This window comes from Corynebacterium marinum DSM 44953, from assembly GCF_000835165.1.
Classification (GTDB): Bacteria; Actinomycetota; Actinomycetes; order Mycobacteriales; family Mycobacteriaceae; genus Corynebacterium; species Corynebacterium marinum.
Window position 1 is genome coordinate 1,878,780 of sequence record NZ_CP007790.1, and the last position, 26,195, is coordinate 1,904,974.

26 protein-coding genes are annotated in these 26,195 nt (G+C 68.0%); 8 read left to right on the forward strand and 18 right to left on the reverse strand.

Features of this window, described 5'->3' with window-relative positions; all coding sequences use genetic code 11:
* Positions 1-2: 2 nt before the first annotated feature.
* Entirely contained in the window at positions 3-518 is a 516-nt protein-coding gene (locus tag B840_RS14060) for a ribonuclease domain-containing protein (protein ID WP_425304731.1), read from the forward strand.
* A gap of 282 nt (positions 519-800) precedes the next feature.
* Positions 801-1,340 carry a hypothetical protein gene (locus B840_RS08910; protein ID WP_042621856.1) on the forward strand — a complete coding sequence of 180 codons (540 nt, stop codon included), beginning with the start codon at positions 801-803 and terminating at the stop codon, positions 1,338-1,340.
* A gap of 95 nt (positions 1,341-1,435) precedes the next feature.
* Here the strand turns inward: B840_RS08910 and B840_RS08915 are convergent, their stop codons facing one another.
* Both B840_RS08915 and B840_RS08920 read right to left on the reverse strand, forming a co-directional pair.
* The gene (locus tag B840_RS08915; protein ID WP_042621857.1) at positions 1,436-1,768 is read right to left on the reverse strand and encodes an ArsR/SmtB family transcription factor; all 333 of its coding nucleotides are present in this window, start codon (positions 1,766-1,768) and stop codon (positions 1,436-1,438) included.
* Complete coding sequence (locus B840_RS08920) at positions 1,765-2,976, reverse strand: MFS transporter (protein WP_052491149.1); 1,212 nt, start codon at positions 2,974-2,976, stop codon at positions 1,765-1,767. The genes B840_RS08915 and B840_RS08920 overlap by 4 nt, the downstream gene beginning before the upstream one ends.
* 335 nt (positions 2,977-3,311) lie before the next feature.
* Here B840_RS08920 and B840_RS08925 point away from each other — a divergent pair, with 335 nt between their 5' ends.
* A complete protein-coding gene (locus B840_RS08925; protein WP_084602923.1) occupies positions 3,312-4,715 on the forward strand; it encodes a plasmid pRiA4b ORF-3 family protein in 1,404 nt (467 codons plus the stop codon).
* 147 nt (positions 4,716-4,862) lie between these two features.
* Here B840_RS08925 and B840_RS08930 read toward each other — a convergent pair whose 3' ends face one another.
* Positions 4,863-6,128, reverse strand: a complete 1,266-nt coding sequence (locus B840_RS08930) for a deoxyguanosinetriphosphate triphosphohydrolase (protein ID WP_042621858.1) — start codon at positions 6,126-6,128, stop codon at positions 4,863-4,865.
* Positions 6,129-6,134: 6 nt separating this feature from the next.
* Positions 6,135-6,803 carry a YdcF family protein gene (locus tag B840_RS08935; RefSeq protein ID WP_229676656.1) on the reverse strand — a complete coding sequence of 223 codons (669 nt, stop codon included), beginning with the start codon at positions 6,801-6,803 and terminating at the stop codon, positions 6,135-6,137.
* Between the two features lie 24 nt (positions 6,804-6,827).
* Between B840_RS08935 and B840_RS08940 the strand changes: the two genes are divergently transcribed.
* A complete protein-coding gene (locus B840_RS08940; protein WP_042621859.1) occupies positions 6,828-8,864 on the forward strand; it encodes a TPM domain-containing protein in 2,037 nt (678 codons plus the stop codon).
* Positions 8,865-9,068: 204 nt separating this feature from the next.
* Positions 9,069-10,661 carry a hypothetical protein gene (locus tag B840_RS13520; protein ID WP_156971884.1) on the forward strand — a complete coding sequence of 531 codons (1,593 nt, stop codon included), beginning with the start codon at positions 9,069-9,071 and terminating at the stop codon, positions 10,659-10,661.
* Positions 10,662-10,800: 139 nt separating this feature from the next.
* On the opposite strand, the gene B840_RS08950 is transcribed toward B840_RS13520, so the two are convergent.
* From B840_RS08950 to B840_RS08960, 3 genes are read right to left on the reverse strand one after another with little or no spacing between them, the layout of a single operon-like run.
* The gene (locus B840_RS08950; protein ID WP_042621860.1) at positions 10,801-11,256 is read right to left on the reverse strand and encodes a hypothetical protein; all 456 of its coding nucleotides are present in this window, start codon (positions 11,254-11,256) and stop codon (positions 10,801-10,803) included.
* Positions 11,257-11,259: 3 nt separating this feature from the next.
* Positions 11,260-11,766: a hypothetical protein gene (locus B840_RS08955; protein WP_042621861.1), complete on the reverse strand. Its 507-nt coding sequence runs from the start codon at positions 11,764-11,766 to the stop codon at positions 11,260-11,262.
* Between the two features lie 2 nt (positions 11,767-11,768).
* Positions 11,769-13,148 carry a glycine--tRNA ligase gene (locus tag B840_RS08960; RefSeq protein ID WP_042621862.1) on the reverse strand — a complete coding sequence of 460 codons (1,380 nt, stop codon included), beginning with the start codon at positions 13,146-13,148 and terminating at the stop codon, positions 11,769-11,771.
* A 306-nt stretch (positions 13,149-13,454) separates the two neighbouring features.
* On the opposite strand from B840_RS08960, the gene B840_RS13170 reads away from it, so the two are divergent.
* Positions 13,455-13,934, forward strand: a complete 480-nt coding sequence (locus B840_RS13170) for an ArsR/SmtB family transcription factor (RefSeq protein ID WP_084602927.1) — start codon at positions 13,455-13,457, stop codon at positions 13,932-13,934.
* An 80-nt stretch (positions 13,935-14,014) separates the two neighbouring features.
* The gene (locus B840_RS08970) at positions 14,015-14,434 is read left to right on the forward strand and encodes a Fur family transcriptional regulator (protein ID WP_042622669.1); all 420 of its coding nucleotides are present in this window, start codon (positions 14,015-14,017) and stop codon (positions 14,432-14,434) included.
* Here B840_RS08970 and B840_RS08975 read toward each other — a convergent pair.
* Genes B840_RS08975 through era form a run of 4 tightly spaced genes read right to left on the reverse strand, consistent with a single transcriptional unit; the run spans position 14,431 to position 17,985 of the window.
* On the reverse strand, positions 14,431-15,519 hold the full coding sequence (locus B840_RS08975; RefSeq protein ID WP_042621863.1) for a VIT1/CCC1 transporter family protein: 1,089 nt from the start codon (positions 15,517-15,519) through the stop codon (positions 14,431-14,433). The two genes, B840_RS08970 and B840_RS08975, sit on opposite strands and share 4 nt — an antisense overlap.
* A 14-nt stretch (positions 15,520-15,533) precedes the next feature.
* A complete protein-coding gene (locus tag B840_RS08980; RefSeq protein ID WP_042621864.1) occupies positions 15,534-16,292 on the reverse strand; it encodes an isoprenyl transferase in 759 nt (252 codons plus the stop codon).
* A gap of 16 nt (positions 16,293-16,308) precedes the next feature.
* Positions 16,309-17,058: a DNA repair protein RecO gene (recO, locus tag B840_RS08985; protein WP_042621865.1), complete on the reverse strand. Its 750-nt coding sequence runs from the start codon at positions 17,056-17,058 to the stop codon at positions 16,309-16,311.
* Between the two features lie 6 nt (positions 17,059-17,064).
* Positions 17,065-17,985, reverse strand: a complete 921-nt coding sequence (gene era / locus B840_RS08990; protein WP_042621866.1) for a GTPase Era — start codon at positions 17,983-17,985, stop codon at positions 17,065-17,067.
* A gap of 345 nt (positions 17,986-18,330) precedes the next feature.
* Between era and B840_RS08995 the strand changes: the two genes are divergently transcribed.
* Positions 18,331-19,281, forward strand: coding sequence for a hypothetical protein (locus B840_RS08995; RefSeq protein ID WP_052491152.1), 951 nt, complete (start codon positions 18,331-18,333; stop codon positions 19,279-19,281).
* 127 nt (positions 19,282-19,408) lie between these two features.
* Here the strand turns inward: B840_RS08995 and pdxY are convergent, their stop codons facing one another.
* From pdxY to hrcA, 7 genes are read right to left on the reverse strand one after another with little or no spacing between them, the layout of a single operon-like run.
* Positions 19,409-20,260 carry a pyridoxal kinase PdxY gene (gene pdxY / locus B840_RS09000; RefSeq protein ID WP_195826146.1) on the reverse strand — a complete coding sequence of 284 codons (852 nt, stop codon included), beginning with the start codon at positions 20,258-20,260 and terminating at the stop codon, positions 19,409-19,411.
* 37 nt (positions 20,261-20,297) lie between these two features.
* Complete coding sequence (locus B840_RS09005) at positions 20,298-21,626, reverse strand: hemolysin family protein (protein ID WP_042621868.1); 1,329 nt, start codon at positions 21,624-21,626, stop codon at positions 20,298-20,300.
* Positions 21,626-22,252, reverse strand: coding sequence for an rRNA maturation RNase YbeY (gene ybeY / locus B840_RS09010; RefSeq protein WP_042621869.1), 627 nt, complete (start codon positions 22,250-22,252; stop codon positions 21,626-21,628). The genes B840_RS09005 and ybeY overlap by 1 nt, the downstream gene beginning before the upstream one ends.
* Complete coding sequence (locus B840_RS09015) at positions 22,249-23,217, reverse strand: PhoH family protein (RefSeq protein ID WP_042621870.1); 969 nt, start codon at positions 23,215-23,217, stop codon at positions 22,249-22,251. Before B840_RS09015 ends, ybeY begins: the two co-directional genes overlap by 4 nt.
* Before the next feature lie 43 nt (positions 23,218-23,260).
* Entirely contained in the window at positions 23,261-23,983 is a 723-nt protein-coding gene (locus tag B840_RS09020; protein ID WP_042621871.1) for a 16S rRNA (uracil(1498)-N(3))-methyltransferase, read from the reverse strand.
* Complete coding sequence (gene dnaJ / locus B840_RS09025) at positions 23,980-25,116, reverse strand: molecular chaperone DnaJ (protein ID WP_042621872.1); 1,137 nt, start codon at positions 25,114-25,116, stop codon at positions 23,980-23,982. Before dnaJ ends, B840_RS09020 begins: the two co-directional genes overlap by 4 nt.
* A 45-nt stretch (positions 25,117-25,161) precedes the next feature.
* Entirely contained in the window at positions 25,162-26,190 is a 1,029-nt protein-coding gene (gene hrcA, locus B840_RS09030) for a heat-inducible transcriptional repressor HrcA (RefSeq protein WP_042621873.1), read from the reverse strand.
* Positions 26,191-26,195 lie beyond the last annotated feature (5 nt).

Here is a 26,195-nt window from a genome sequence, read left to right on the forward strand (position 1 = left end):
GCATGGCTGCCCCGAAGAAGAAGTCCGTGTTCGCTGTGCTCGCTGCCGCTTTGCTGGTGGGAATTGGTGGTTGGGTTGGGGTGGATCTGACGGGTGGGGGTTCGGGAGGTGCGGGTGATTCCGGGGCCTCCGGGGCCTCCGGGGCCTCCGGGGCGGGGTCTTCGGAGGTTTCGGGGTTTGTTTCGGGCTCGTCGGATGAGGTGGGTGCCTCCGGGCTGGAGGTCTGCCCCGTGGACACCCTGCCCGGTGAGGCGGACCCGGTCATCGAGGACATCCTCTCCGGCGGCCCCTACGTCTACCCGGGCGAGGACGGCGGGCACTTCGGCAACTACGAGGACGTCCTGCCCGACGAGCGCAACTCCTACTACCGCAGCTACACCGTGGACACCCCGGGCCTGAACCACCGCGGCGCCAAGCGCATCGTAGTGGGCGGCGGCACGGAGGAGGACCCGGAGGTCTGGTACTACTCCGACGACCACTACGAGTCGTTCTGTGAGATTCCGGATGCGGAGGATTAGAGCCGGGATTGAGCAGAAAGGGGACCTTTCTTGAGCCCGTTCCCCCTCCATCGGAGAAATCGCCAGGATGCAGATTCCGTGTATCTCCACCGGCTGGCAGTAATGGTGAAAGCGTGTCCGTCGGCGCCTGCAGCATCGTCATTAATGTCCGACTTTTTCCACATCACTCCCTAAAATGGTTATGATGGAAAGTGTTGCCAATCCGGGCTGCCAAATGGCAGCCCGCAGGTGGAACGCTTTTTCAACCCGGATATCCGGGCCGCAGATTCAGAAAGGTTCTCCATGAAGACCCGTAAACTCACCGCCGGTATCGCCGCTATCGCCATTTCCTTCGCAGCATTTTCCGCTCCGCAGGCCATCGCCGCCGAGCCGGGCACCGAGCCCGTCACCGAGGAAGAAATCAAGGAGGGCCTGAAGGAGATCTCTTTTGAGTCCCATGACGGCTCCTACATTCTCCCCGGCGAGACCCTCACCCTGACGGCCGACTCCGTCGGCGAGGGCATCGAGATCCGCAACGCCTACATCGAGACTGCGCCGGGCCACACCAGCGCCCAGTGGGACGTGAAGCGGAGCGTCAACGAGGACGGTCTGCCCGTCCTGGAGATCACCGCCCCGGCGGCACCCGAAGAGCAGACCGGCACCGTCCAGGAGTACGGCGAGTACACCGTCCACGTCCGTACCTCCAACTGGAACAGCTACCTTTTCACCATCAATTTCGCGGAGGAGCGCCCGGCCGAGACGGCCCCGGTTTCTTCGATTGAGCTCTCCAGCAAGATCGACTTCAAGGAGCTCGTCGGCAAGTTCACCGGCTCCAGCAAGTAGCGTCATCTGCTCCCCGAGCTGGTCTGCGCCCCGTCACTGATCCCGGTGACGGGGCGCCGTCCTTCCCGGACAGGCCTGGATTCTCAGAGCCGGGCTCAGCCGTGCTCCGGTTCCCCCGTCCTTAGGTGATCCGCCCGGTTGAGGGTCTCCACCACCAGTCGCGCGACGTGGCCGTCGGCGATCCGGTAGAGCACGTTCCGGCCCTCTTTGCGGGAGTACACCAGCCCGCCAAGGCGGAGTTTCGCCAGATGCTGACTGACCACCGTGCGACTCGCGCCCGTGAGGGAGACGAGCTGGGTGACGTTGAACTCGGCGTCGATAAGCAGGAAGAGCAGCTGCAGGCGGGTAGGTTCGGCCAGCAGTTTGAGGGCGTCGGCGGCCTCGGTGAAAAGGGCCTCGTCGGGGACGAGATTGTGTTCGAGGCTCATACGGACTCCTTGGGCCAGGTGAGGGTTGCCATGACGGTACCCAGCACCGCGAGTACCGCCAGGGCTGCGGTGGCCGCCCAGAGGCCGGCGCTGTCGCCGATCCAGCCGGCGACGGGGTAGGTGATCAGGTAGCAGGCGTGGCTGAGTGAGAACTGGGCGGCGAAGACATAGGAGAGGTCCTCCTCGCTGGCGTTGGCGCGGACGATGCGGCCGATGGGGGTCTGCATCGCCGAGAGCGCGAAGCCCAGCAGAAGCCAGGTGAACGCGATGAGCGCGTAGCCCGACGCGGGCACGATCAGCAGGAGGATGAGGCAGGCCGCGCCCAGCACAGCGGCGGGGAGCATGACCGCACGGTCGGTGACCTTCTCCAGCAGCCCGGGCACGGCGGCGGCCACCACCATGGAGCCCAGGCCGAAGATCGCCAGAGTCCAGGCCAGGGCAGACTCCCCCATCCCCAGCTCGGAGCGGACGATGACCACGGTGTTGACCATAACCATCGCCATGGGCGCGGCCACCGCAAGGTTCAGCCACAGCAGGGCACGGAGCGGGCGTTCGCGCAGCATGATCCGGATGCCGCGCTGGGTGCGCTCGATGAAGCCGGTGCGGTGGGTGGGAGTCTCGGGTTTCCGGGGAAGCGGGGTGGCGACCACCAGCACCGCGGAGGCGAGGAAACCGACGACAGTGCCCAGGAAGAGGTTGGTGTAACTCATCACCGCGAGCATGGCCGCTGCCAGGACCGGGCTGGCTATCTGCTCCAGGTCATAGGCCAGGCGGGAGAGCGAGAGCGCGCGGGTGTAGTCCTCCTCTTCGGGCAGGATGCGCGGGATGACCGCCTGGAACGTCGGTGTGAAGGTGGCGCTGGCGGCCTGGAGCAGGCCGATGGCCAGGTAAAGCTGCCACTCTGCGGCGATGAACGGCAGGGTCAGCGCCACGGCGCCGCGGACGAGGTTGGCGCCGACCAGCACCGGCCGGGGGTTCCAGTTGGCGGCCAGGGCAGTGACCACAGGTGAGAGCAGCACGTAGATGAGGATCTTGATGGTCAGCGCGTTGGCCAGGATGCGGCCGGCGCTGCCCCCGGCTATGTCGAAGGCCAGCAGCCCCAGCGCCACGGTGAGCAGTCCCGTGCCCACCAGCGCCACCACCTGGGCGGAGAAGAGGTGCAGGTAGGTCCGGTTGCGGAGTGGGGTGAGCAGGGCTGTGGGGGCCATGGCTTCATTCTATGACATGTGCGCACATGTGCACTTGATTGTGGGAGTTGTCTCGGGGAGAACCTGCGATGAGGACCCTGCGCTCAGCACCGGGATCGGGCTAGAACCCGCGAGGAGTCCGGGGATCGGGCTCGTCGCGGGGTCCTCCTCGCAGGGTTCGGGTGGCGGGGTGCATGAAAGGAGAACCCCGCAACCACCCCCTGGTATCACGCTGAACCCCGAAAGGAGCGCTGTGTGAGGACCTCTTGCGGGGTCCTCCTTTCAGGGTGGGGCACGGACCCTTGCAATGGTGCCCAAATAATTCTCCACCGCCGCAGATGTGATCTGATACAGGCATGCCTTCTCACCATCCGGCACCGACGTCCGACGAAAACTTCTACTGGCCTGAGCAGGCATTGATGCCTGAGGTCCTCGACCCGCCCGTGTCTCCGCGCGGTTTCCAGGTTCGACTGTCCCTCGACGAAACCAAGCCGCCGGTCTGGCGTCGCCTCATCGTCCCGGGTGACATGACCCTGGACCAGTTCCACGCTGTCGTCCAGGAGACGATGGGCTGGTACGACTGCCACCTGCACCAGTTCTGGGTGGGAACCAACCGGGACCGCCGTGAGTTTCTCACCGGCTGGGATCTCTCGGAAGGCGAGGAAGGCATTGCGGAAAGCGATGTGCGGCTTGATCAGGTGTTGAGACAGAAGGGCGACAAGCTGCGCTACGACTACGATTTCGGCGACGGCTGGCGCCACACGATCCTCGTGGAGGAGGTGCTGGAGGAAGAGATGTCTGGCCCCTCGTGCACCGCCGGACGGAGAGCCTGCCCACCCGAGGACTGCGGCGGCGTGTACGGCTACGAAGAAATTGTCCGCTGGGTGGAGGCCGGCCGGCCCGCAGCCTTCGAATCCGACTCCGTCGAACCGGAGATCATGGCGCAGTGGCTGGAGGAGGACTGGGACCCGAACCACTTCGACGCCGCGGACATCAATGAACGCCTCGCGCTGCTCGAAAGATCCCCCCTGTCCCTCAACCCAGAGCTCGCAGAGTTGGTCAGTGGGGTCGGTTTCGGCCAGGAGGGAATGATTGACAGTCTCCTCCTGCATCCAGGCTGGTACCAGGAGACGGTGGAACCCGACTCCGACACCATCCGCCGGATGGTCGAGCCGTTCCACCAGACGCTCACCTTCCTGGGGAAGGAAGGCGTGGAACTGACCGCCCAGGGCTACCTGAAACCGGCGGCTGTCCGCGAGATCGCGGAGATCACCGGGGTGGCGTCCTGGTGGATCGGCAAGCTCAACCGCGAATCGCAGACGTATCCGGTCAGCGCGCTGCACGAATCCCTCAAGCAGTTGAAGCTCGCCCGGAAATACCGCGGCAGACTGCTCCCAACCAAAAAAGGGTTGCTGGCCTCGGAGGACCCGAATCTCATCTGGCAGGCAGCCGTCGACGCCCTGCCGCTGGGAACGTCCAAGTTCGACCGCCACGCCGGCTGGCTGACACTTCTCACCGTCGGGGCCGATGCCCCCGTCGAGCTGTGGCACACGCTCCTGGCGAATCTCCTGAGCAGCGTCGGCTGGTCCGCGGACGGGCACCCACTGAAATTCTGGGAGGTCAGCAACCCGACGCTTGAGATTCTGACCCTCCTGGCCGACGGGTTACGCAGAGCCGATGGGGAGCCATCCCAGGAACAACTGGCGGCTGTCGCGGTCCTGGCGCGGGCCGCAGTAAGAGGCGCTCCCGCCTCGCTCTGAAAGGAGAGCCTGCGATGAGGACTCTGCGCTCAGCCCCGGAATCACGCCGGAACCCCGCGAGGAGTCCGGGGATCGGGCTCCTCGCGGGGTCCTCGTCGCAGGGTTCGGGTGGTGGCGGGCCCGCAGTCAGGGCCAACCACCCCTCCCCTACCCCAGGAAAGGCGTGAGGGCGGCCGAGTGCTTGGCCAGGCGTTCCAGGCGGGACTCGGTCATGGAGGCGATCTGGTCGATGACCACGCGCTGGCGCCCGGCATCTGACTCGGCCTCGTTCCACCACTGGCGGTACATCGGGTCGAGCGAACCCGGCGCGCCGGCGGTGAGGTAGTCGAAGACCCGGAAAACGCGTTCGCGCTGACGGTCCTGGCGGGCGATGTGCACCGGCGCGTCCATGACGTAGAGCACGGCGATGGTCTTGAGCAGGGTCACCTCGGCCTGGGCCTGCGGCGGGATGATCAGGTTGCCGTGCTGGCGGCCGAGTGTGCCCTGCGCGCAGGTGGCGTCGATGGTGGTGCCCACATAGCGGCCGACCAGTTCGGAGGTCAGGCGCTTGAGGCCCGCGTAGCCGCGCAGGGAGTGGTCGAAGTCGGCGGCGTGGTGGACGACGTTGAGCTCGCGGAGGGAGCCGGCGGCGTCGAGAAGCTCTTCGGGGGTGCCGCCGAAGGCGCGGGCGCCCTTCTCCGCCAGCGCGGCGAGTTCGACGAGGTCCCACAGGACGCGGAGGGTGATGCGGCCGGAGACGATGCCGTCCTCGACGTCGTGGACCGAATAGGCGATGTCGTCAGACCAGTCCATGGTCTGCGCCTCCATCGAGGGGCGCTGGTCGGTGTGGCCTGCGCGGAGCCAGGCGAGGATGTGCGCGTCCTCGTCGTAACAGCCGTACTTGGCGTTGACGGTGCCGTCCGGGTTGGTGCGGGTGCGCGGGTACTTGCAGGCGGCGTCGAGCGCGGCGCGGGTGAGGTTGAGGCCGAAGCTCTCCCCCGCCGGGGAGACGGTCTTCGGCTCCAGCCGGCTGAGGATGCGCAGGGTCTGGGCGTTGCCCTCGAAGCCGCCGCAGTCGGCGGCGACCTCGTTGAGCGCGACCTCCCCGTTGTGGCCGTAGGGCGGGTGGCCGATGTCGTGGGTGAGGCCGGCCATCTCGCACAGGTCCGGGTCCAGGCCCAGACCGGTGCCGATGCCGCGGGCGATCTGCGCGACCTCCAGGGAGTGGGTCAGGCGGGTGCGCGGGGTGTCTCCGTCGCGGGGACCCACGACCTGGGTCTTGTCGGCCAGCCTGCGCAGCGCGGCGGAATGCAGGACCCGGGCGCGATCGCGGCCGAAGTCGCCCCGGTGGTCGGGGGTCGACTCGTCGAACTCGCTGCCCTTCGGGCCCTCATGGTGCCGGCGTTCGATGTCGGCGGCGGTGTATGCGTACATGTGTCCTCAGTCCAGCTTGTCGGCAGCCAGCTTCTCGTGGCGGGCCCGGCGCGAGGGGCGCAGACCGGCCTGCAGCCCGCGCAACAACTCCTCCAGCCTATCCGCGTTCCCCCGCCCGAAGGCGCGGGACACATCGACGACCATCAGCCCGCCCGCCTCATGGGACAGGGTGAGCCACCACGATTTCCCCGGGAAACGCGTGGGGGAGGTCCGCGTGGGGCTGGCGAGAGCGTCGATCCCGGCCTGGCGGGCGAGGAGCTCGGCGCGCAGGGCGTGGTGGGGGTCGGTGACGATGAGGGTCGTGCCGGGGTCGTGGTGCCTGGTCAGCGCGGCGTAGGAGCCGCGGGTGTCATTGCCTTCGGGGATCTCGGTGACGGCCTCTTCCGGAACGCCGCGGCTGATGAGGTACTCGCTGCCCGCGTGGGCCTCGGTGAACCGGTCTCCGGGCATCCTTCCGCCGAGGGTGTAGATGTGTTCCGCGCGGCCCCCGCGCCACAACAGCAGCGCGTGGTCGAGGCGCGCGGCGAACTGCTTCGAGGGGCGGCCGTCGTACTGCGCGGTGCCCGGCACCACCAGACTTCGGCGCGGGGCGGGGAGTCGGCGATGCCGGAGGGCGTGGAGGAGGATCCGGGCGGGGCCGGACATCAGCGCGGGAAAGAGGAGGTACAACTTCACGGCTTCGACGGTAGTCTTGGCGGCATGAAACAAACGCTCCCCCGCCCGAAGACCCTGGCCGCCGCCGCCGCGATCTCGGCGGCCTTCCTCGTCGGAGGCGCGCCATTGGCGATGGGGCTCGACAGCACCACCCAGGCGCAGACCGCCGTCGCCGGCACCATCGCGCCCGAGCGGCTATCTGCGCCGGTGACCGACCACTCGGGCGTGCTCGACGCCGCGCAGAGCAATGACCTGACGGAGAAGATCCAGCAGTACAAGATCGACGGCCAGAAGTCGATCTTCGTGGTGTTCCTGCCCAGCTTCGGCGGCATGAGCCCAGAGGCCTGGACGGAGCAGTCCGTGGCGCTCAACGGCGCCGGCAACACCGCCGTCGTCGCGATGGCCACGGAAGACCGCCAGTTCGGCATATACGGCGGCGACGACTGGCAGCAGTCCGAACTGGACGACATGTACGACGCCGCCTTCCCCCAGCTGGTGGAGAGCAACTGGTTCGGTGCGGCCGACGCGGCCATCGACGCCGCCGCCGGTTCCGGCGAGATGTCCGGCGAGTCCTTCGCCTGGCTCGGCGGCGGAGCGGCAGCCGCGGTGGCCGCGGGCGGCGGCATCTGGGCGTATTCGCGCCGCAAGCGCAAGGAAACCTCGGCGGCCGTGCTGGAGGATTCCCGCGACATCGACCCCCGCGACACCGGCCGGCTGGCCAAGCTGCCGATGGAGACCCTCGAGCAGCTGGCGCACGACGAACTCGTCTCCACCGACGAATCCATCCGCCGCGGCCGGGAGGAACTGGACCTGGCCATCGCCGAATTCGGCCCCGAGCGCACCCGCTCCTTCACCCGCGCGATGAACCACTCCACCACCACGCTGCAGAAGGCCTTCGCCACCCAGCAGCGACTCAATGACGCCATCCCCGAGTCCGAGGCCGAGCGGCGCGCCATGCTCGTGGAGATCGTCTCCTCCTGCGGACAGGCCGACGACGCCCTGGAGGCCGAGGCCGCCAGCTTCGCCGACATGCGCAACCTGCTGGCTACCGCCGACCGCAAGATCGACGAGCTGACCCGCCGCACCGTCGACGTGCGCACCCGCCTCCCCCAGGCCACCTCCACGCTGGAGGGCCTGCAGGAGCGCTACTCCCCCGAGGTGCTGGCCTCCATTGCCGACAACATCACGTTGGCCACCGCCGCCCTCGACGAGGCCGAGAAGTCCCTGGCCGCCGCCCGCGAGCTGGAGTCGCTGCCCGCCGGCGAGCAGGGCGGACTGGTCGAGGCCATCCGCCACTCCGAGCACGCCATCGAACGCGCCGACCACATGCTCTCCAGCATCGAACGCGCCGACGAGAACATCGCCACCGCCCGGTCCGGCATCGACGACCTCATCGCCGAGGTCGAGGGTGAAATCCGGGAGGCCGGCGACCTCAAGCGCCGCGGGGTTTCTGAAGGAGCACGGGCCGACTGGGCCGCCCTCGACGGTGTGGTCGGCCGGGCCATCACCACCCTGGAACAGTCCCGCGACCTGAAGACCAACGACCCGCTCGGCGCGTACACCCTGCTCTCCGACATCGACGCCGAGCTGGACCAGCAGCTGGACACCGTCCGCGAGACCACCGCCGACCAGTCCCGCCAGCTGCAGCTCCTGGACCACCAGCTCCAGGCCGCCAACTCCACCATCCAGGCCGCCGAGGACCTCATCGCCTCCCGCGGCCGGGTGGTCCAGTCCCAGGCCCGCACCTACCTGGCCGACGCCAAGCGACTGCAGGCCCAGGCCATCCAGCTGCGCACCTCCGACACCCGCACCGCCATCGAGGCGGCCCGGCAGGCGGCGGTGGCGGCCAAGCGGGCCTCCCGCCAGGCCCAGGCCGACGTGGACGACTACCAGCGCCGCCAGTTCCAGGGCCGCGGTGGCCGCGGCGGGTCCAACATGGGCGGCATCGTCACCGGCATCCTCATCAACGAGATCCTCTCCGGCGGTGGCCGGGGTGGCGGCTTCGGCGGAGGGTTCGGAGGCGGCTTTGGTGGTGGAGGCTTCGGCGGAGGCGGCGGAGGGTTCCGGGGCGGGTCTTTCTAACCTGCCAGGGCTGACCGACGGAAAGTATTGCGCGGCAGCCCCTCCTCCCTGCCTGGTCGAAATCAGGGGGAGGAGAGGAGGGGGCCCGGGGTCGAGAGCAGTGGTGAACTCCTCCGGGTGATCTCGACCAGGCGGGCAGGCCACCCTACCCCAGCGCCTGGCGACCCACCTGCCAGATAGTTTCGGCGGCGATAGCATGGCCTCATGGAGGCCCAACCGGAACGAAGTTCTCAACGCCAGCGTCAGGCCGTGGTGCTCATTCACGGCATAGGCGATCAACGGCCGATGGACACGTTGCGTGCGTTCATGGCGGGGATCGGTGTGCCGCAGTTCTACAGCAAGCCCCACCGCTACTCCGACAACTTTGAGCTGCGGCGCTTCTCCAGCTACGGGTCCCATCCGCGGCCGGAGACCGACTTCTTCGAGTTCTACTGGGCCCACCACTTCCCTGCCGGGCGACTGTTGGCCACGCTGCGGTGGCTGTTCGTGGACATCCTCTTCCGGCGCCGGTTCTGGGGCCATCAGCCGCCGCTGCGCAAGCCGATCGGCATCTTTCAGGTTGCTGTGACGGTTCTGGCGCTCATCCTCCTCATCGCTGTGGCGGACTCGCTGGGGCTCGACGTCGGGCTCGCCGCGAGCACCGCCGCGCTGTTCGGCCGGATACTCACGGTGGTTGCCGTCCTGGCCGTGCTGGTCGTGCTGCTCGCCGGCGGATTCCTGACCAGGTCGCTGGCTGACGCCAGGTTTTACCTCTCCCGTTCCCCCGGCAGCCTCAAGGCGCGCAACGAGATCCGGGCCGAGGGTCTTGCCCTGCTACATGCGCTGCACGATGCCGGGACCTACCAGCGTATCGTGATTGTCGGCCACAGCCTCGGCTCGGTGATCGGCCTCGATCTGCTGCGCCTGGCCTGGGATGAACTGCGCCATCCTGACCCGGCCCTGGCCGATGCGCCCACGGATGAATACCCGACCACGCTGGCCGAGAACTTCGAGGCGGTGGTCGACGCACTTCCCCTGAATCCGGATGCGGAGGACATCGCGGAGTGGCAGCATGCCCAGCACGAACTGTGGGTCGAGTCCCGGCACCGGGGGATGCGCTGGCTGGTCACGGACTTCATCACGCTGGGTTCGCCCCTGGCGCACGCGGACTTCCTGCTCTCCCGGTCCAACGCCAGGTTCCAGGAGCGCAAGGCACAACGTGAATACCCGGAATGCCCGCCGATCGATGATCGCGGCGGGGTGTTCTACAGCCGCCGGTACACCGTGGAGGACGGGTGGTACACCCTGCGGGAGTCGCCCCGTAACGCCCTGGTGGCCCATCACGGTGCCCCGTTCGCGGTCACCCGCTGGTCGAACGCGTATTTTCCCCGGTGGTTATTCTTCGGCGACCTAGTGGGTGGCCCGCTGGCGCCGAAGTTCGGGCGGGGGATCCGGGACGTCGCCGTCCGGGCGCAGTCCCTCCGGAGGCGGTCTCTCCGGGACATCTTCCCCTGGGCGCACTCCCACTACTGGCGGCTGGATCCCGAGGCCGCTGCCGTCAACGAACTGGAGCAGGCGGCGCTCCGGCTGGAGAAGAATGCTGCCCATCAGAAGGTTGAGCTGCTCCGGCAGGAGATCCTGGACCGGAAGGAGTCCATCCAGCCGCGACGCAGGGAGCTGGACCAGTCTAGTGGCACCCGGGTGGCGTACCGGGCCCTGGTAGACTTCCTGACACTGAACAACCAGAAGGCGGCCAAGGATTATCCCCCACCGCCGGGACCGCGGCTGCGCCGGCCGGTGCCGTTCCCGGATCTGTAACGGCGCCGGGGCCGGGTCGGGGCCTGGCCAGGGTACACCCTGCAAAGATGGCTGTACCCGGTGCACCTGCACCGGGTGTAACCAGGTTGGCCGGGGATAACCCCCTGCCAGGCGACCAGACGCAGCCCGCCCCCGGCACCTACATCCGCGGCCTGCGCACCGGCGAGTCGACGAGGACGCAGCCCCAGGATAAGAAGACGGCGTCGATAAGCGGGAGGTCGGACCAGGCCGCACCGGGGTGCACCTCAACGCGGCCGCTGATCAGCGGGCGGATGTGGGCGACGATGTCGCCGTCCGCGTCGAGGATGTGACGTTCCTTGCGCCAGACGGAGGTGCGCCGCAGGGTGTATGTCCGGCCGTCGCAGTCGGAGTCGAGGCAGCCGACTGTCAAGCCGTTCTGGGACATGGTGAACACGCGGCCGTCGCCGGTGGTGGCGCGGGCGCGGAACCGGTAGGGGCCGGGCTCGGACTCGATGAGCATGCGTTCGGAGTCGAAAAAGATGACGTCCGAACGGACCCTGGCCACGGTGTCGCGCCGGGTGTCGAAGAGCTCGTTGCCCACCCAGACCCAGTAGTCGGTGCCCGCGTGCTCCATGGGCTAGAAGATGAACGCCAGGATCGCGATGACGGACATGACGGCCAGCGTGCCGATGAGCACCAGCGAGGAGCGGCCGAGGCGGGACTCCAGCACCATGCGGGCCAGCCAGCTCAGGCCGGCGACATCCTCGACGGGCAGGTCGGTCTCGCCCTCGAACTCTAGGATCGCCTTGCGCACGCCGTTGCCGCCGCCGGAGAACTGGGCGATCTTGCTGCCCTGCTCGTCCTCGACGATCCAGTTGGTGGAGGACTCGTTGATGAAGGTGAAGGTGCGCTCGCCCAGGGTGGCGCGGATGTTCTTGGCGCGGCCGAAGTTGGCCGGCGCGTCGAGTACCCGACCGTCCGGGAGGGTGGCCTTCGCACCCTTCTCCTTGTCGAAGTGCAGGCCCCAGACCTGGCCGTCCACGGAGGCGTCCTCCCCGGTGAAGCGGCCGAGTACGGTGGGCCCGTCCTCGGCGAGGAGGACGGGGGCGTCCGTGTCGGTGCGGTCCCAGCTGGTGTAATGCACGGTTAGCAGCCGATCAGGCGCTGCGCCAGGTAGCCCTGCAGCTCATCCAGCGGCACGCGCTCCTGCTCCATGGTGTCGCGCTCGCGGACGGTGACGGCGTTGTCCTCGAGGGTGTCGAAGTCCACGGTCACGCAGAACGGGGTGCCGATCTCGTCCTGGCGGCGGTAACGGCGGCCGATGGCGCCGGAGGTGTCGTAGTCGATGTTCCAGAGCTTGCGCAGGTCGGCGGCGATCTTCTCGGCCGGGCCGGCCAGCTCCGGCTTCTTCGACAGCGGCAGGACGGCGACCTTCACCGGGGACAGACGGCGGTCGAGCTTGAGCACGACGCGCTTATCCACCCCGCCCTTGGAGTTGGGCGCCTCATCCTCGGTGTAGGCGTCGACGAGGAAGGCCATGAAGGCGCGGCCCAGGCCGGCGGCCGGCTCGATGACGAAGGGGATCCACCGCTCGTTGGCCTCCTGGTCGAAGTAGGACAGATCCTCACCGGAGCCCTCGGAGTGCACGCGCAGGTCGTAGTCGGTGCGGTTGGCGATGCCCTCCAGCTCGCCCCACTTGGTGCCCGCGAAGTTGTAGGCGTACTCGACGTCGACCGTGCGCTTGGAGTAGTGGGACAGCTTCTCCTTGGGGTGCTCGTAGAGGCGCAGGTTGTCGGGGCTGATGCCCAGGTCGATGTACCACTGCAGGCGGTCGTCGATCCACTTCTGGTGCCATTCCTCGTCCTCGCCCGGCTTGACGAAGAACTCCATCTCCATCTGCTCGAACTCGCGGGTGCGGAAGATGAAGTTGCCCGGGGTGATCTCGTTGCGGAAGGACTTGCCGATGTTGGCGATGCCGAACGGCGGCTTCATGCGCGCGGAGGTCATGACGTTCTTGAAGTTGATGAAGATGCCCTGCGCGGTCTCCGGGCGGAGGTAGTGCAGGCCCTCCTCGTCGTCGACGGGGCCCAGGAAGGTCTTGAGCAGGCCGGAGAAGGCCTTCGGCTCGGTCCAGTTGCCCGGCTGGCCGGTCTCCGGGTCATTGATGTCGGCGAGGCCGTTGGCCGGCGGGTGGCCGTGCTTCTCCTCGTAGGCCTCGAGCAGGTGGTCGGCGCGGTAGCGCTTGTGCGTGTGCAGCGATTCGACCAGCGGGTCGGTGAAGACCTCGACGTGGCCGGAGGTGACCCACACCTGGCGCGGCTGGATGATGGAGGTGTCCACGCCGACGACGTCGGGGCGGGAGGTGACCATGTGGCGCCACCACTGGCGCTTGATGTTCTCCTTGAGCTCGACACCGAGCGGGCCGTAGTCCCATGCGGAGCGCGAACCTCCGTAGATGTCGCCGGCCTGGTAGACGAGGCCGCGGCGCTTGCACAGGTTGACTACGGTATCGATGACGGACGCCATGTGGCTTCAGACTCCTCTGGTAGGGGGCAAGTCGAGTTGATTGAGGAAGAGTCTAGCCGTCCCGGGTTCCCGGGGCTGGCGGGGGGTTGAGGGGCCCGAAACGGGGTACCTGTATTTCCTCAGGCAGCGTCTTATTTTTCTCTCAACGCTTAAATGTCTAAACTGGAAATACCCCCGGTTCCGTCGCGAACTCAGCACGTGGCGACACGAACGGAACCCCCGAGGCGCACGACCTTCTCCATCAATGGTCTAGATCACTCTCAGACCACAGAATCTGGTCCACATGTCGAATAGATCTGAGTTGCAATGAATAACCTTTCGGAGACCGATCTGGCAGCCGCCGAGTCCATCATCGGCGCTCTCGATTCCCGCCTGCGGGTCCAGATCATCGCGCGTCTGTCCACCCGCGACCACTTCGTCCACGAGCTCGTCACCGGTCTCGGCAAATCCCAGCCGCTGATCAGCCAGCACCTCCGCGTGCTCAAACGCGCCGGCATCGTCGACTCCCAGCGCCGGGGCCGCGAGGTCATCTACCGCCTCGTGCTCCCCGAGGCTTCCGAGCTTATCGACGCCGCCGTCAACCTCGGCCGCCACGCCCGCGCCCGGCAGGAGTCCCGCCTCCACGCCGACGTCATCCAGATCGGGCCGCGTGACCAACCCCGCGGCTCAGGCACCGAGGAGGACCCCGTGGCGCAGCTCGCCCACGCACCCGCCGCCGCGGCCTACGACGTCGCCCCGGAGACCATCCCCGCACCGGCCCCCGTCCCGCCTGCCCCCCACAACTGACAGGGCCTGCCCGAGGCGGGGTTTATGTGGATAATGGGACGCGTCCCCCACGTCCCGATCCTCACAGGAAGAGGATGGCCATGCCACCCTTGTCGTCCGGTGCGCCGAAGCTCGGCGCACGCAACACCCGTCAACGCACTGCGGTGATCAACGTCCTCTCCGAGATCGACACCTTCGCCTCGGCCAAGGAGATCCACCGCGAGCTGGAGGGCCGGGAGATGCAGGTCGGACTGACCACGGTCTACCGCACCCTGCAGTCGCTGGCCGAGCTCCACGCCGTCGACGTCCTGCACATGGCCTCCGGCGAGACCCTCTACCGCCAGTGCGTCTCCCCGCACCACCACCACCACCTGGTGTGCACGAAGTGCGGCCGCACCGAGGAGATCGACGGCGGACCCGTCGAAGCCTGGGCGCAGGCTGTGGCGAAGCAGAACAACTTCCAGCTCACGGGCCACGACGCCGAGATCTACGGCGTCTGCGCCAGGTGCTCGGCCGCCTAACCCACCGCGGTCCCGAAGGCCATGCCCAGCAGGTACGTGATCGCTGCGGCGCCCAGCCCGATCGTCAGCTGACGGATCGCCCTGGTCCACGGCGGCTTGCCGGAAAGTACGCCCACCACGCCGCCGGTGAACATCAACGCCACCGAGACCAGCGCCAGCGCGATGGCCGCGCCCAGCACTGGGGACGCCCCGAAGAGGAACGGGACGATCGGGATGAGCGCGCCGCCCGCGAAGAAGAGGAAACTCGATCCCGCGGCGGTCCACGGCGACCCGACGACCTCACTCGGGCTGTCCCAGGTGTCGATCCCGCCGGGGCTGTCCTCGCGTTCCAGGCCGATCGCCTGCTCCAGCGCCATCCGGGAGAACTCCGCCTGCGCCTTGCCGGCGGCCTCCTTCTCCCCCATCCCCCGGGCCCGGTAGACCAGGGCGAGCTCGTTGGCGTTGACGTCCAGCGCGGGCAGCAGCGTGTGCGCCTTGGGGTGCGGGGTGGAGGCCTCGAGCAGCTCCTTCTGCGAGCTGACCGAGACGTACTCCCCCGCCGCCATGGACAACGCGCCCGCCAGCAGGCCGGAGACGCCCGTGAGCAAGATCAGGTTCGAGGACACGCCCGAACCCATGATGCCGACCACCAGCGCCAGGTTGGACACCAGACCGTCGTTGGCGCCGAACACCGCGGCCCGGAAGCTGCCCGACATCCGCTCCCGGCCCCGCGCCGCCAGCCCGCGCACGACCTCCGCGTGGATCCGCTCGTCGGCGGCGATCTGCGAGGACGCGTCCTCGTCCTTGACATAGGGGTTGCGGGACTCCGCCGTCTGCATGAGCGCCAGGGTGAACACCGAGCCGAAACGCCTCGCCATGAACCCCATGAAGCGGGTGTTCAGGTCGGGCTGGCGCGGGAAACCGACGTACTCCCCCAGCTTCTCGCGCCAGAACGCCTCGTGGCGGGCCTCGGAATCGGCCAGCGCCAGGAGGATCTCGCGTTCCTCTCCGTGCTTCTTCCGGGCGAGCTCACGGTAGAGCGCGGCCTCGGCGCGCTCGTTGGCCAGGTAACGACGCCACCGGTTGATCTGTGCTCTGGTAGGCACTGTTCTCCTCTGAACTAACTCTTGGTACCACCAAAACGGCGGTCACGTGAAGCGTACTCCAGGACGGCGTCGAAAAGATCCTGGGGAGTGAAGTCCGGGAACAGTTTCTCCTGGTAGACCATCTCCGCGTACGCCGAATGCCACGGCAGGAAATTCGACGTCCGCTTCTCCCCCGAGGGCCGCAGGAACAGATCGACGTCCGGCATGTCCGGCTCGTCGAGGAACTGCGCGAAAGTCCTCTCCGTGATCTGCTCCGGACGCAGCTGCCCGGCGGCGGCGCGGCGGGCGACCTCCCGGGCGGCGTCGACAAGCTCGGCCCGGCCGCCGTAGTTCACGCACATGGCCAGGGTCATGCGCGTGTTGTCCCGCGTCAGCTCCTCGGCCGTCTCCAGCTCCTTGATCACGGTGCGCCACAGCCGCGGGCGGCGGCCCACCCAGCGGACCCGCACGCCCTTCTCGTTGAGCACGTCCCGCTGACGGCGCAGCACATCCCGGTTGAAGCCCATGAGGAAACGCACCTCATCCGTGGACCGGCGCCAGTTCTCCGTGGAGAAGGCGTAGGCCGACAGGTACGGCACGCCGAGCGCCAGGCAGGCGTCGACGACATCCATGAGCACCGCCTCGCCCCGCTTGTGGCCCTCCGTGCGCTTGAGGCCGCGCTCCTGCGCCCACCGGCCGTTGCCGTCCATCACCAGGGCGATATGGCGCGGAATGAACTGGGCTGGGATGTCGGGCGGGGTGAGTGCTGCGGCGTTGTCGTTCACGCAGACCATTGTGCCACCCGGCCTCTCAGGTCTGGTCCATCACGCCCAGGCTGGTGACCTTCTGCTCCAGGTGCCACTGCAGATGCGCCCTGGTCATCCGGTGCGCGACGGCGCTGAGGTGCTGCCCCTCCCCCGATTCCACCGCCTCCAGGGCCGCCGGCCAGTGCGCGTGCGCCAGCAGCCACATCAGGTGCAGCGCCTCCTCCGGCACCTCCGCCGACCCCGGCGGCCGGCACCTCACGCACGCCGCCCCGCCCACCGCGGGATGAAACGCGTGGTGCGGACCGGGAGCCTGGCACTGCGCGCAGTCGAAGAGGCTCGGCGCCCAGCCCGCATGCGCCATCGCCTGCAGGAGGAACGCGTCCAGGACCACGGTCGGGTGCTCCGTCGTCTGCATCCGCGCGAGCGTCTCCGCCAGATGGTCGAAGAGCCACGGGTCGCCGTCGTGCGCGGTGCCCGCCAGCCGCTCAGCCGATTCCAGCGCGGCGCAGGCGGCGGTGTAGCGCCCGTAGTCGTCGATGATGCCCGAGCCGAAATAGGCCACCGTGTCCGCCCCCGTGATCGACTCCAGATTGCGCCCCGGATACAGCTGCACGTCCACGTCCACGAACAGCTGCAGGCGCGAGCCGAACCTGCTCTTGGAGCGCCGCACCCCCTTCGCGACGCCCCGTTTCACCCCGTTCCCCCGCGTCAACAGGACGATGATGCGGTCGGCCTCGCCGAAGTCGTAGGTCCGCACCACCAGGGCCCGGTCCCGGTACGACTCCTTACGCATGGCCAGCTAGAAGCCCAACCGGCCCAGGGACTTCGGGTCCGACTGCCAGTCCTTGAGCACCTTGATGCGCAGATCCAGGTACACGTTGCGCCCCATCAGTTTGATGATCTCCTGGCGGGAATTGTGGATGATCCGGCCCAGACGGCGTCCGTCCTTGCCCCTGATGATCGACTTCTGCCCCTCGCGCTCCACGTAGATGATCGCGTGGACGTCCAGGCAGTCCGGCCGATCCCCGCTGGGCAGGATCTCGTCGACCTCGACGGCCACCGAGTGCGGCAGCTCATCCTTCAGGCCCTCGAGCGCGGCCTCGCGGATCAGCTCCGAGATACGGGTGTTGTTGTCGTCGTCCGTCACATGGTCGTCCGGGTAGAACTTCGGGCCCTCGGGCAGCAGAGACGCCATGACGTCGATGAGCACGTCGACCTGCGTCCCCTCCTCCGCGGACACCGGAACCACCTCAGCATCGCCGCCCAGCAGCTCATGCAGGGCCATCAGCTGCGCCCCGACCTGGTCCTTGGACACCTTGTCCAGCTTGGTCACGATGCCCAGGATCGGCGTGTTCGGCACCACCTTGCGCACGTTCTCCAGGATCCACCGGTCGCCCGGCCCGATCTTCTCGTCCGCCGGGACAGTGAAACCGATGAGGTCCACATCCGCGTAGGTGTCCTTGACGATCTCGTTGAGCCGCTCGCCCAGCAGCGTCCGCGGCTTATGCAGACCGGGCGTGTCCACCACGATGATCTGCGCATCCGCGCGGTGCACAATGCCGCGGATCGGGTGACGGGTGGTCTCCGGCTGGTTCGCCGTGATCGCGATCTTCTCGCCCACCAGCGCATTGGTGAGCGTCGACTTACCCGTGTTCGGGCGGCCGACAAAGCTGACGAAGCCGGAGCGGAAGCCCTCCGGGGTGTCCGTGAAACTGCTGATGTGTGACTCCTAGGTCGGTGTTTTAGTTTCATGGTAGTCCTGCGCGGGGCGATGCCCAAAGGTTTCGCTCCCGCGCCGCCACCTTCCTCCCGGCGGATCCCGCGAGGAGGACTCCGCGATGACCCCGCACTCCCGGTCGAACCCCGCGAGGAGTCGGGGACAACGGGTCCTCGCGGAGTCCTCCTCGCAGGGTCTGGGCTGGGGCAACCACCGCTACCCCGCAACGCCCCCGGTCTGCAGGCACACCGGGCGCCGTCTGTGGACAACCGCATGCCATCCACAGGCACGGGCGCCCCGGATCCTTCCGAGCTTCCACCGAACCCGGGACGACGGGACACTGAACCCATGGAGAACTGGCCCAGAAAATTCGAACTCATTGAAATCAGGAAGAAATCACACACGGACCAGGAATTCTGGGCTGACCAGGGGCGGTACTACCATCTGACGGCGGAGATCGCCGTCGCCCGGGAGAAGTTCGACGGGCTCGAGTCCTGGGAGCGCAGCCTCGCCTTATGCACGTCTGTGGGGTTGACCGTGGACCGCGCGGTAGTCGCCGGACGGGCCGCCGCGCAGTTGTGGGGCATCAAGGTTCTCACCTGGGACCGCACCGTAGAACTCATGCACACCGACGGAAAACAGGCCGGCGCAGCAGGGACGTGGCCACCCAACGTCCACCACCGACGTTGCAACCTGCGCAGCGACGAAGTCCACGAGGAACATGGTCTCCGGGTCACCCTGGCCACCCGGACGCTACGCGACATCGCCGCCCACCATGGTGTCCTGGAAGGCCTGGTGGCCATTGACAACGCGCGGTCACAATGGCCGCACCTGACCGAGGAGTACCTGCGCAAGGAACTGGTGGAGGGGGCGCGCTTCAACGGTATCGGCAACGTCCGGGAGGCCATAGCCCTGTCAGTGCCGAATGCGGCAAGCCCACTAGAGACGAAAGCACGGTACCTGATCGTCACCTCCGAGCTTCCCGGTGTCAGGACGATCGAGACGCAGGCCCAGATCAGTCGCGGACCTGACGCCGGGCACTTCGACGTGGACCTGCTCATCAACGGCTGGCTGGTCATTGAGTTGGACGGTCGCTTCAAACTGGACGGGACCACCTTCGGGAAGACGGACGCGGCACTCAGGGCGGAACGCAACCGGGAGGTCTTCATCCAGAACACCGGCAGGCGTTTCATCCGGGCCGGCTGGGAGCATCTGGAACCTCAGTCCGACGGGGAGATCCCGCTTCTCACCATGATTGCCGATGCCTTGCGCACCCACATCGTCCCCGCCGCCTCCTGACCCCGGAGACACCCCGCGATCAGGAACCTGCGTGCACTGCACTGCCACGGCTGAACCCCGCGATGAGTCCCAGAACAGGCCTCGTCGCGGGGTCCTCTTCGCGGGGTGTGGCCTCGAGCAGCCTGACCTACCGCACCTGCTCCACCGCGAACTGCATGCGCGGGTTGGCGTAGGCGTCCTGGGATTCCACGAGCAGCAGCTCGCGGGAGTCGGCCTGGTAGGTGTTCTCCACGAGGTCGAAGACGGAGGAGGCGGTGCGGGCCAGGGCGTCGGCGGCGTCACCGGTGGAGACGTAGTGGCCGGTGAACAGGGCGGCGGTGACGTCGCCGGAGCCGTTGCGCTTGAAGGGCAGGTAGGGGGTCTTCACCAGCCAGGCGCCGGAGTCGTTGACGGCGAGCATCTCGATGGTGCCCTCCTCACGCTCGGGGCGCTCGAGGGAGGTGACCAGGACGGTGGAGGGCCCCATGTCGCGGGCGGCGTCGACGGCGTCGAGGGTGGAGGCGAGGTCGGAGGCGTCGCGGCCGGTGAGGAAGCCCAGCTCGAACTGGTTGGGGGTGATGATGTCGGACACGGGCACGACGCGGTCGCGCAGCAGCGGCGGGATGGAGTCCCCGACGTGGCAGCCGGACTTCGCGTTGCCCATGACCGGGTCGCAGGCGTACACGGCGTTGGGGTTGGCGGCCTTGACGCGGGCGACGGCGTCGATGATCACGTCGGCGATGTCGGAGCCGCCCTGGTAGCCGGAGAGGACGGCGTCGACGCGCGAGAGGGCGCCGCGTTCCTCAATGCCTTTGATGACCTCGGCGACGTCCGCTGCCGGGATCATCGGGCCGCGCCAGGCGCCGTAGCCGGTGTGGTTGGAGTAGTTGACGGTGTACACCGGCCACACCTCGTGGCCCAGGCGCTGGAGCGGGAAGACGGCGGCGGAGTTGCCGACATGGCCGTAGGCCACGGAGGACTGAATGGAGAGGATGTTCACCCGGATAATCATGCCCTCCGACTGTCTCCCAGAGCAATCAGCCCTCTTCGTCGGTCTGGCCCGCTTCGGGGAGCACCTCCACCAGCACGGAGCGCACGCGCACGCGGCCGCGGCGGTCCCGGCCGCCCTCGGCGGTCAGCCGCAGGCCGGAGGTTTCCACGGTGGAACCGGGCAAGGGGACGCGGCCGATCTCGAAGCCGATGAGGCCGGCGACGGATTCGACCTGTTCGCCGATCTCCTCGGAGAAGTCGATGTCGATGTCGAGGTCCTCGTGGATCTCGTCGGCGAGGTCCTCCAGGGAGAGGCGGGAGACGACCCGGTAGGAGCGGTCGTCGATACGCTCGACGGGGGCGATCTCGCTGACGTCGTACTCGTCGGCGATCTCACCGACGATCTCCTCGAGGATGTCCTCCAGGGTGATCAGGCCAGCGATGCCGCCGTACTCGTCGACGAGCATGGCCATGTGGGTGTGGTCGCGCTGCATCTCGTGGAGCAGCTCGTCGAGGTTCTTGGACTCGGGCACGAAGGTCGCGGGGCGCATGACCTCGGCGACGGAGACGGAGGAGCCGCCGTCGGTGAGGTGGTAGGTGTGCCGGACGAGGTCCTTGATGTAGACGATGCCGACGATGTCGTCGATGTTCTCCCCGACGACGGGCACCCGCGAGTGGCCGGAGCGCACGCACAGGGTGGTGGCCTGGCCGGCGTGCTTGTCCGCTTCGATCCAGATCATCTCGGTGCGCGGCACCATGACCTGGCGGGCGGTGGTGGAGGCCAGGTCGAAGACGGACTGGATCATGCGGCGCTCCTCCACCTCCACGATGCCGTGCTCCTGGGCGATGTCGACCATCTCCCGCAGCTCGACCTCGGTGGCGTAGGGGCCGTGGCGGAAACCGGCGCCCGGGGCGATGAGGTTGCCCACCCAGATGAGCAGGCGCGAGACCGGGCCGAGCACGAACGCCACGGACTGCAGCACGATGCCCGAGCGCAGTGAGATGGAGTAGGGGTTCTTGCGGCCCATGGTGCGGGCGAACACGCCGATGACGGCGTAGCTGATCACCGTCACCGCGACAATCGCCAGGGTGATGGCCCACAGGTCGGAGGCGATGTACTCCCGGGCCAGGGCGGCGGCGAAGACGGCGGCGGTGGCGTCGAGGAGCGTCTTCAGCAGGATGAGCAGGTTGATGTGGTCGGCGCGCCGGTCCAGCACCTCCAGCAGCGGGCGGGCCCCGGCGACGTCGTCCTTGACCATGGCCTCCACCCGCGCCCGCGAGATGGAGCTGACCGCCGACTCGACGGTGCCCAGCAGGCCGGACAGGGCCAGGGCGAGGACGGTGACCGTGCCCAGCCAGACGACGTCGATGTCCATTACTTGTCTCCGGTGGGCTTCCGGGCGGGTTCACCGATCGCGGGCAATCCGCCGCCCGGCACGATCTCGTCGAGGGCCTGGCGGTCGGCGGCCGAGGGGAACGCTTGCGCGCCGGCGGGCTTGGGCTGGTAGGTGATACCGCGCTTCTTGACGTCGTCGTACCAGTCCGCCAGCAGCTCATTCTGCAGGGCGAACATCTCCTTTTCCTCGGCGGGCGTGGCATGGTCGTAGCCCAGCAGGTGCAGGCACCCGTGGACGGTGAGCAGCGCCAGCTCGTGGTCGAGGCCGTGGCCGGCGGCGAGCGCCTGCTTCGCGGCGAACTCCGGGCACAGCACGATGTCGCCGAGCAGCGCCGGGCCGGGCTGTTTGGAGTCGGGGCGCCCGCCCAGGGCGGAGCCGGACCCGGGGGTGAGCTCGTCCATGGGGAAGGTCATCACGTCGGTGGCGCCCTCCAGGTCGAGCCAGCGTACGTGCAGGTCGGTGATGGTAGCCAGGTCCACGATGTGGATGGACGCCTCCGCGTCGGGGTGGATGTCCATCTCGCCGAGGGCGAAGGAGGCGACGTCGATGAGCATCTCCTCGTTCACGCCCTCGTGGCCGGATTCGTTGAAGACCTCGATGCTCATTGCTGGATGTTCTCCTCGTAGGAGTCGTAGGCGTCGACGATGCGGCCGACGAGCGAGTGGCGGACGACGTCCTTGCTGGACAGTTCCGCGAAGTGGATGCCCTCCACCCCGCGGAGGATGTGGCGCACCAGGCGCAGGCCGGACTTCTGGCCGGTGGGCAGGTCGACCTGGGTGATGTCGCCGGTGACCACCATCTTCGAGCCGAAGCCCAGGCGGGTGAGGAACATCTTCATCTGCGCGGGGGTGGTGTTCTGCGCCTCGTCGAGGATGACGAAGGCGTCGTTGAGCGTGCGGCCGCGCATGTAGGCCAGGGGTGCGACCTCGATGACGCCGGCCTCCATGAGCTTGGGGATCATCTCCGGGTCGAGCATGTCCCGCAGCGCGTCGTAGAGCGGGCGCAGGTACGGGTCGATCTTGTCGCTGAGGGTGCCGGGCAGGAAGCCGAGCTTCTCTCCGGCCTCCACCGCCGGGCGGGTGAGGATGATGCGGCTGACCTGCTTCGACTGCAACGCCTGCACCGCCTTCGCCACCGCCAGGTAGGTCTTGCCGGAGCCGGCGGGGCCGATGCCGAAGATGACGGTGTGGTCGTCGATCGCGTCGACGTACTCCTTCTGCCCCAGCGTCTTCGGGCGGATGGTGCGCCCGCGCCGGGAGACGATGTCGCTGGCCAGCACCTCGGAGACCGACTGCGGCGCCTCCACCGTGACGATCGAGACGGCCTGCTTCACCGAATCCGGCGAAATGACGTGCCCACGGCGCGCGATCGACTCGATTTCCTCGATCACCTTCACGGCGCGCGCGACCTCGTGGTCGGGGCCGGTGACCCGGATGACGTGCCCGCGGGCGTGGAAGTCCGCGTCGATCAGGTTGTCCAGGACCCGCAGGTTCTCGTCGTTGATGCCGAGCACCGCCTGGGCGTGGGCCGAGTCGACCTCGACTTTCCTCGTGATGACCTCAGATGTCACGGACTCCGGCGCCTGCTTTCTTGTCGTGATGTTTGATGGAACTCTACCAGCGCCCGGTGAGCACGCCGATGGCCGACAGCGCCACCATCGCGGCGCTCGCGGTGCGCAGCACCTCCGGCCCCAGCCGCACGGCCCGGGCGCCCGCATCCGTCAGGCGTTGCAGCTCCGCCGGGCCGATGCCGCCCTCGGGTCCGACGATGAGCACGATCTCATCCGCATCCAGGTCGATCTCGCGCAGCGGGACGGCGGAATCCTCGTGCAGGACCAGCGCCGTCTTGCCCGCGATGAGCTCCGCGAGCTGCGCCGTGGTCACCGGCTCGTGGATCTGCGGGATGCGCGTGCGCCGGGACTGCTTCGCCGCGGCGAGTGCCGTAGCCTCCCACTTCGCCACACCCTTCGCAGCCTTCGGGCCGGCCCACCTGGCCACGCACCGCTCCGCCTGCCAGGGCACGATCGCATCCGCCCCGGCCTGCGTGGCCAGGTCGACGGCCAGCTCGGAGCGCTCCGCCTTCGGCAACGCCTGCACCACCGTCACCGCCGGCCGCGGCTGCTTGTCGACGCCCCCTTCCTCCACCTCCCCGCTCAACTCGTCCTTGCCGCGCGTGGCGGTGACGAGGACGCGGGCGAAGGAACCGAGGCCGTCGATGAGCATGATGCGCTCGCCGGCCTGGATGCGTTTCACGGACACCGCATGGCGGCCCTCCGCGCCGTCGAGGACGACCGGGCCGTCGAAGGGGCCGGGATGGACGAAGACGGGAAGGCTCATCGGTTGCGGAACTTACCCCGCAGGCGGGAGAAGAACCCGGACTCCTCGCCGTCGTGGTCGACGCTGGTGACCTCGGAGCGGTGCTCGCGGATCTGCTCCAGCAGCTCGCGGGTCTTGTCGTCCAGCTCGGTCGGGACGGTGACGGTGACGTGCGCGATGAGGTCGCCGCGGCCCTCGGTGCGCAGGCGCGGCATGCCCTGCCCGGCCAGCCGGATCTGCGCGTTCGGCTGGGTGCCGGCCGGGATGTCGAGGGTCAGGGTCTTGCCCGCCAGATCCTCGACGTCCGCCTGCGCGCCCAGCGCAGCGTCGACCGACGGGACGGAGACGTTCAGGTGCAGGTTGTCGCCGTCGCGCTGGAACACCTTGTGCGGCAGCGTGGAGATCTCCACGTAGAGGTCGCCCGCCGGGCCGCCGCCGTGGCCGACCTCGCCCTGGCCCGCCATGCGGATGCGCATGCCGTTGTTGATGCCCGCCGGCACGTTGACCACCAGGTCGCGGCGCTTCTTCACGCGGCCGCCGCCCGAGCAGCGGGTGCAGGGATCCTTGATGATCTCGCCGTAACCGTCGCAGACCGGGCACGGGCGCGAGGTCATGATGTTGCCCAGGAAGGAACGCTGCACCTCCTGCACCTCGCCGGAACCGTGGCACTCGCCGCAGGTCACCGGCTTGGCCTTGGACTCCGAACCGGAGCCCTCGCAGTGGTCGCACAGCACGGCTGTATCCACCGTGATGTCCTTCTTCACGCCCGCGTAGGCCTCCGCCAGGGTGATCGCGGTGCGCAGCAGGGCGTCGTTGCCCGGCTGGACGCGCGAACGCGGGCCGCGGGAACCACCCGCGCCGCCGCCGAAGAAGGCCTCGAAGATGTCCCCGAAACCGCCGCCCCCGCCGAAGCCCTGGCCCGGCATGCCGCCGCCCTGCTCCATCGGGTCCCCGCCCATGTCGACGATGCGGCGCTTCTCCGGGTCGGTGAGCACCTCGTGCGCCACCGACGCCTCCCGGAACTTCTCCGCCGCCTCCTCGGAGGGGTTGACGTCAGGGTGGTACTTCCTGGCCAGCTTGCGGTACGCCTTCTTGATGTCGGCATCCGTCGCAGCCTTGTCGACGCCCAGAATTCCGTAATAGTCACGTGCCACGATGAGAGAGACTTCCTTTGTCAGCTAATCAGAATCGAATGAATTTTACTCGCCAGCCAGAACGCGGCTGACATAGCGTGCAACGGCCGAGACCTTGGAGATTGTTCCCGGATAGTCCATGAACGTCGGCCCCACCACGCCCAGCCCGCCGAGCGTGTGCCCGTCCGAACCGTAACCTGTGGCGACGACCGAGGCATCATGCAGATCCTCGTCCTCGTTCTCCCCGCCGATGAGCACGCTCACGTTACCCAGGTCCGGCACGTTCGCCAACAACTTCAGGACCGTGACCTGCTCCTCCAGCGCCTCTATGACACTGGGCAGACCCGTCGGGAAATCCCGCGCCATACGTGTCAGGTTCGACGTGCCCGCCAGGATCAGCCGGTCCGTCGGCTGCTCCACCAGCGTCTCGATCAGCCGCGTCGCGCTCCTGACCACCGCGTTCCGGATCTCCGGCGGCGGGTCCGCCGCCAGCTCCACGAGACTCGTCGATCCCTCCGTCAGGGTCCTGCCCACCAGCGCGCCGTTGAGCAGGTCGCGCAGGAGATGGCCCCCGTCGGCGTCGATGAGCTCGTCGAGCTCCACGTTGCGCTGATCCACCCGGCCGGAATCCGTGATCAGCACCAGCAGCAGCCGCGTCGGACCGAGCGACACCACCTCCACGTGCTTCACGCGCGACATCTTCAGATTCGGCAGCTGCACCACCGCCGCCTGACGGGTCAGCTGGGCGAGCAGCTGGACCGAACGACGCAGCACGTCCTCCAGATCCACGCCCTCCTCCAGGAACCGGATGATCGCCCGGCGCTCCGGCGCCGACAACGGCTTCAGGTCATGAATGTGATCCACGAACTGGCGGTAGCCCTTCTCCGTGGGGATCCGGCCCGAGCTCGCGTGCTGCTGCACGATGTAGCCCTCCGACTCGAGCACCGCCATGTCGTTGCGGATCGTCGCACTCGACACATTCAGCCGGTGCCGCTCCAGCAGCGCCTTCGAACCCACCGGTTCCTGGGAGGCGATGTAATCCGCCACGATCGCCTGCAGAACCTCCTGCCGGCGCATCTCCGTCGAACCAGCCATCTGGC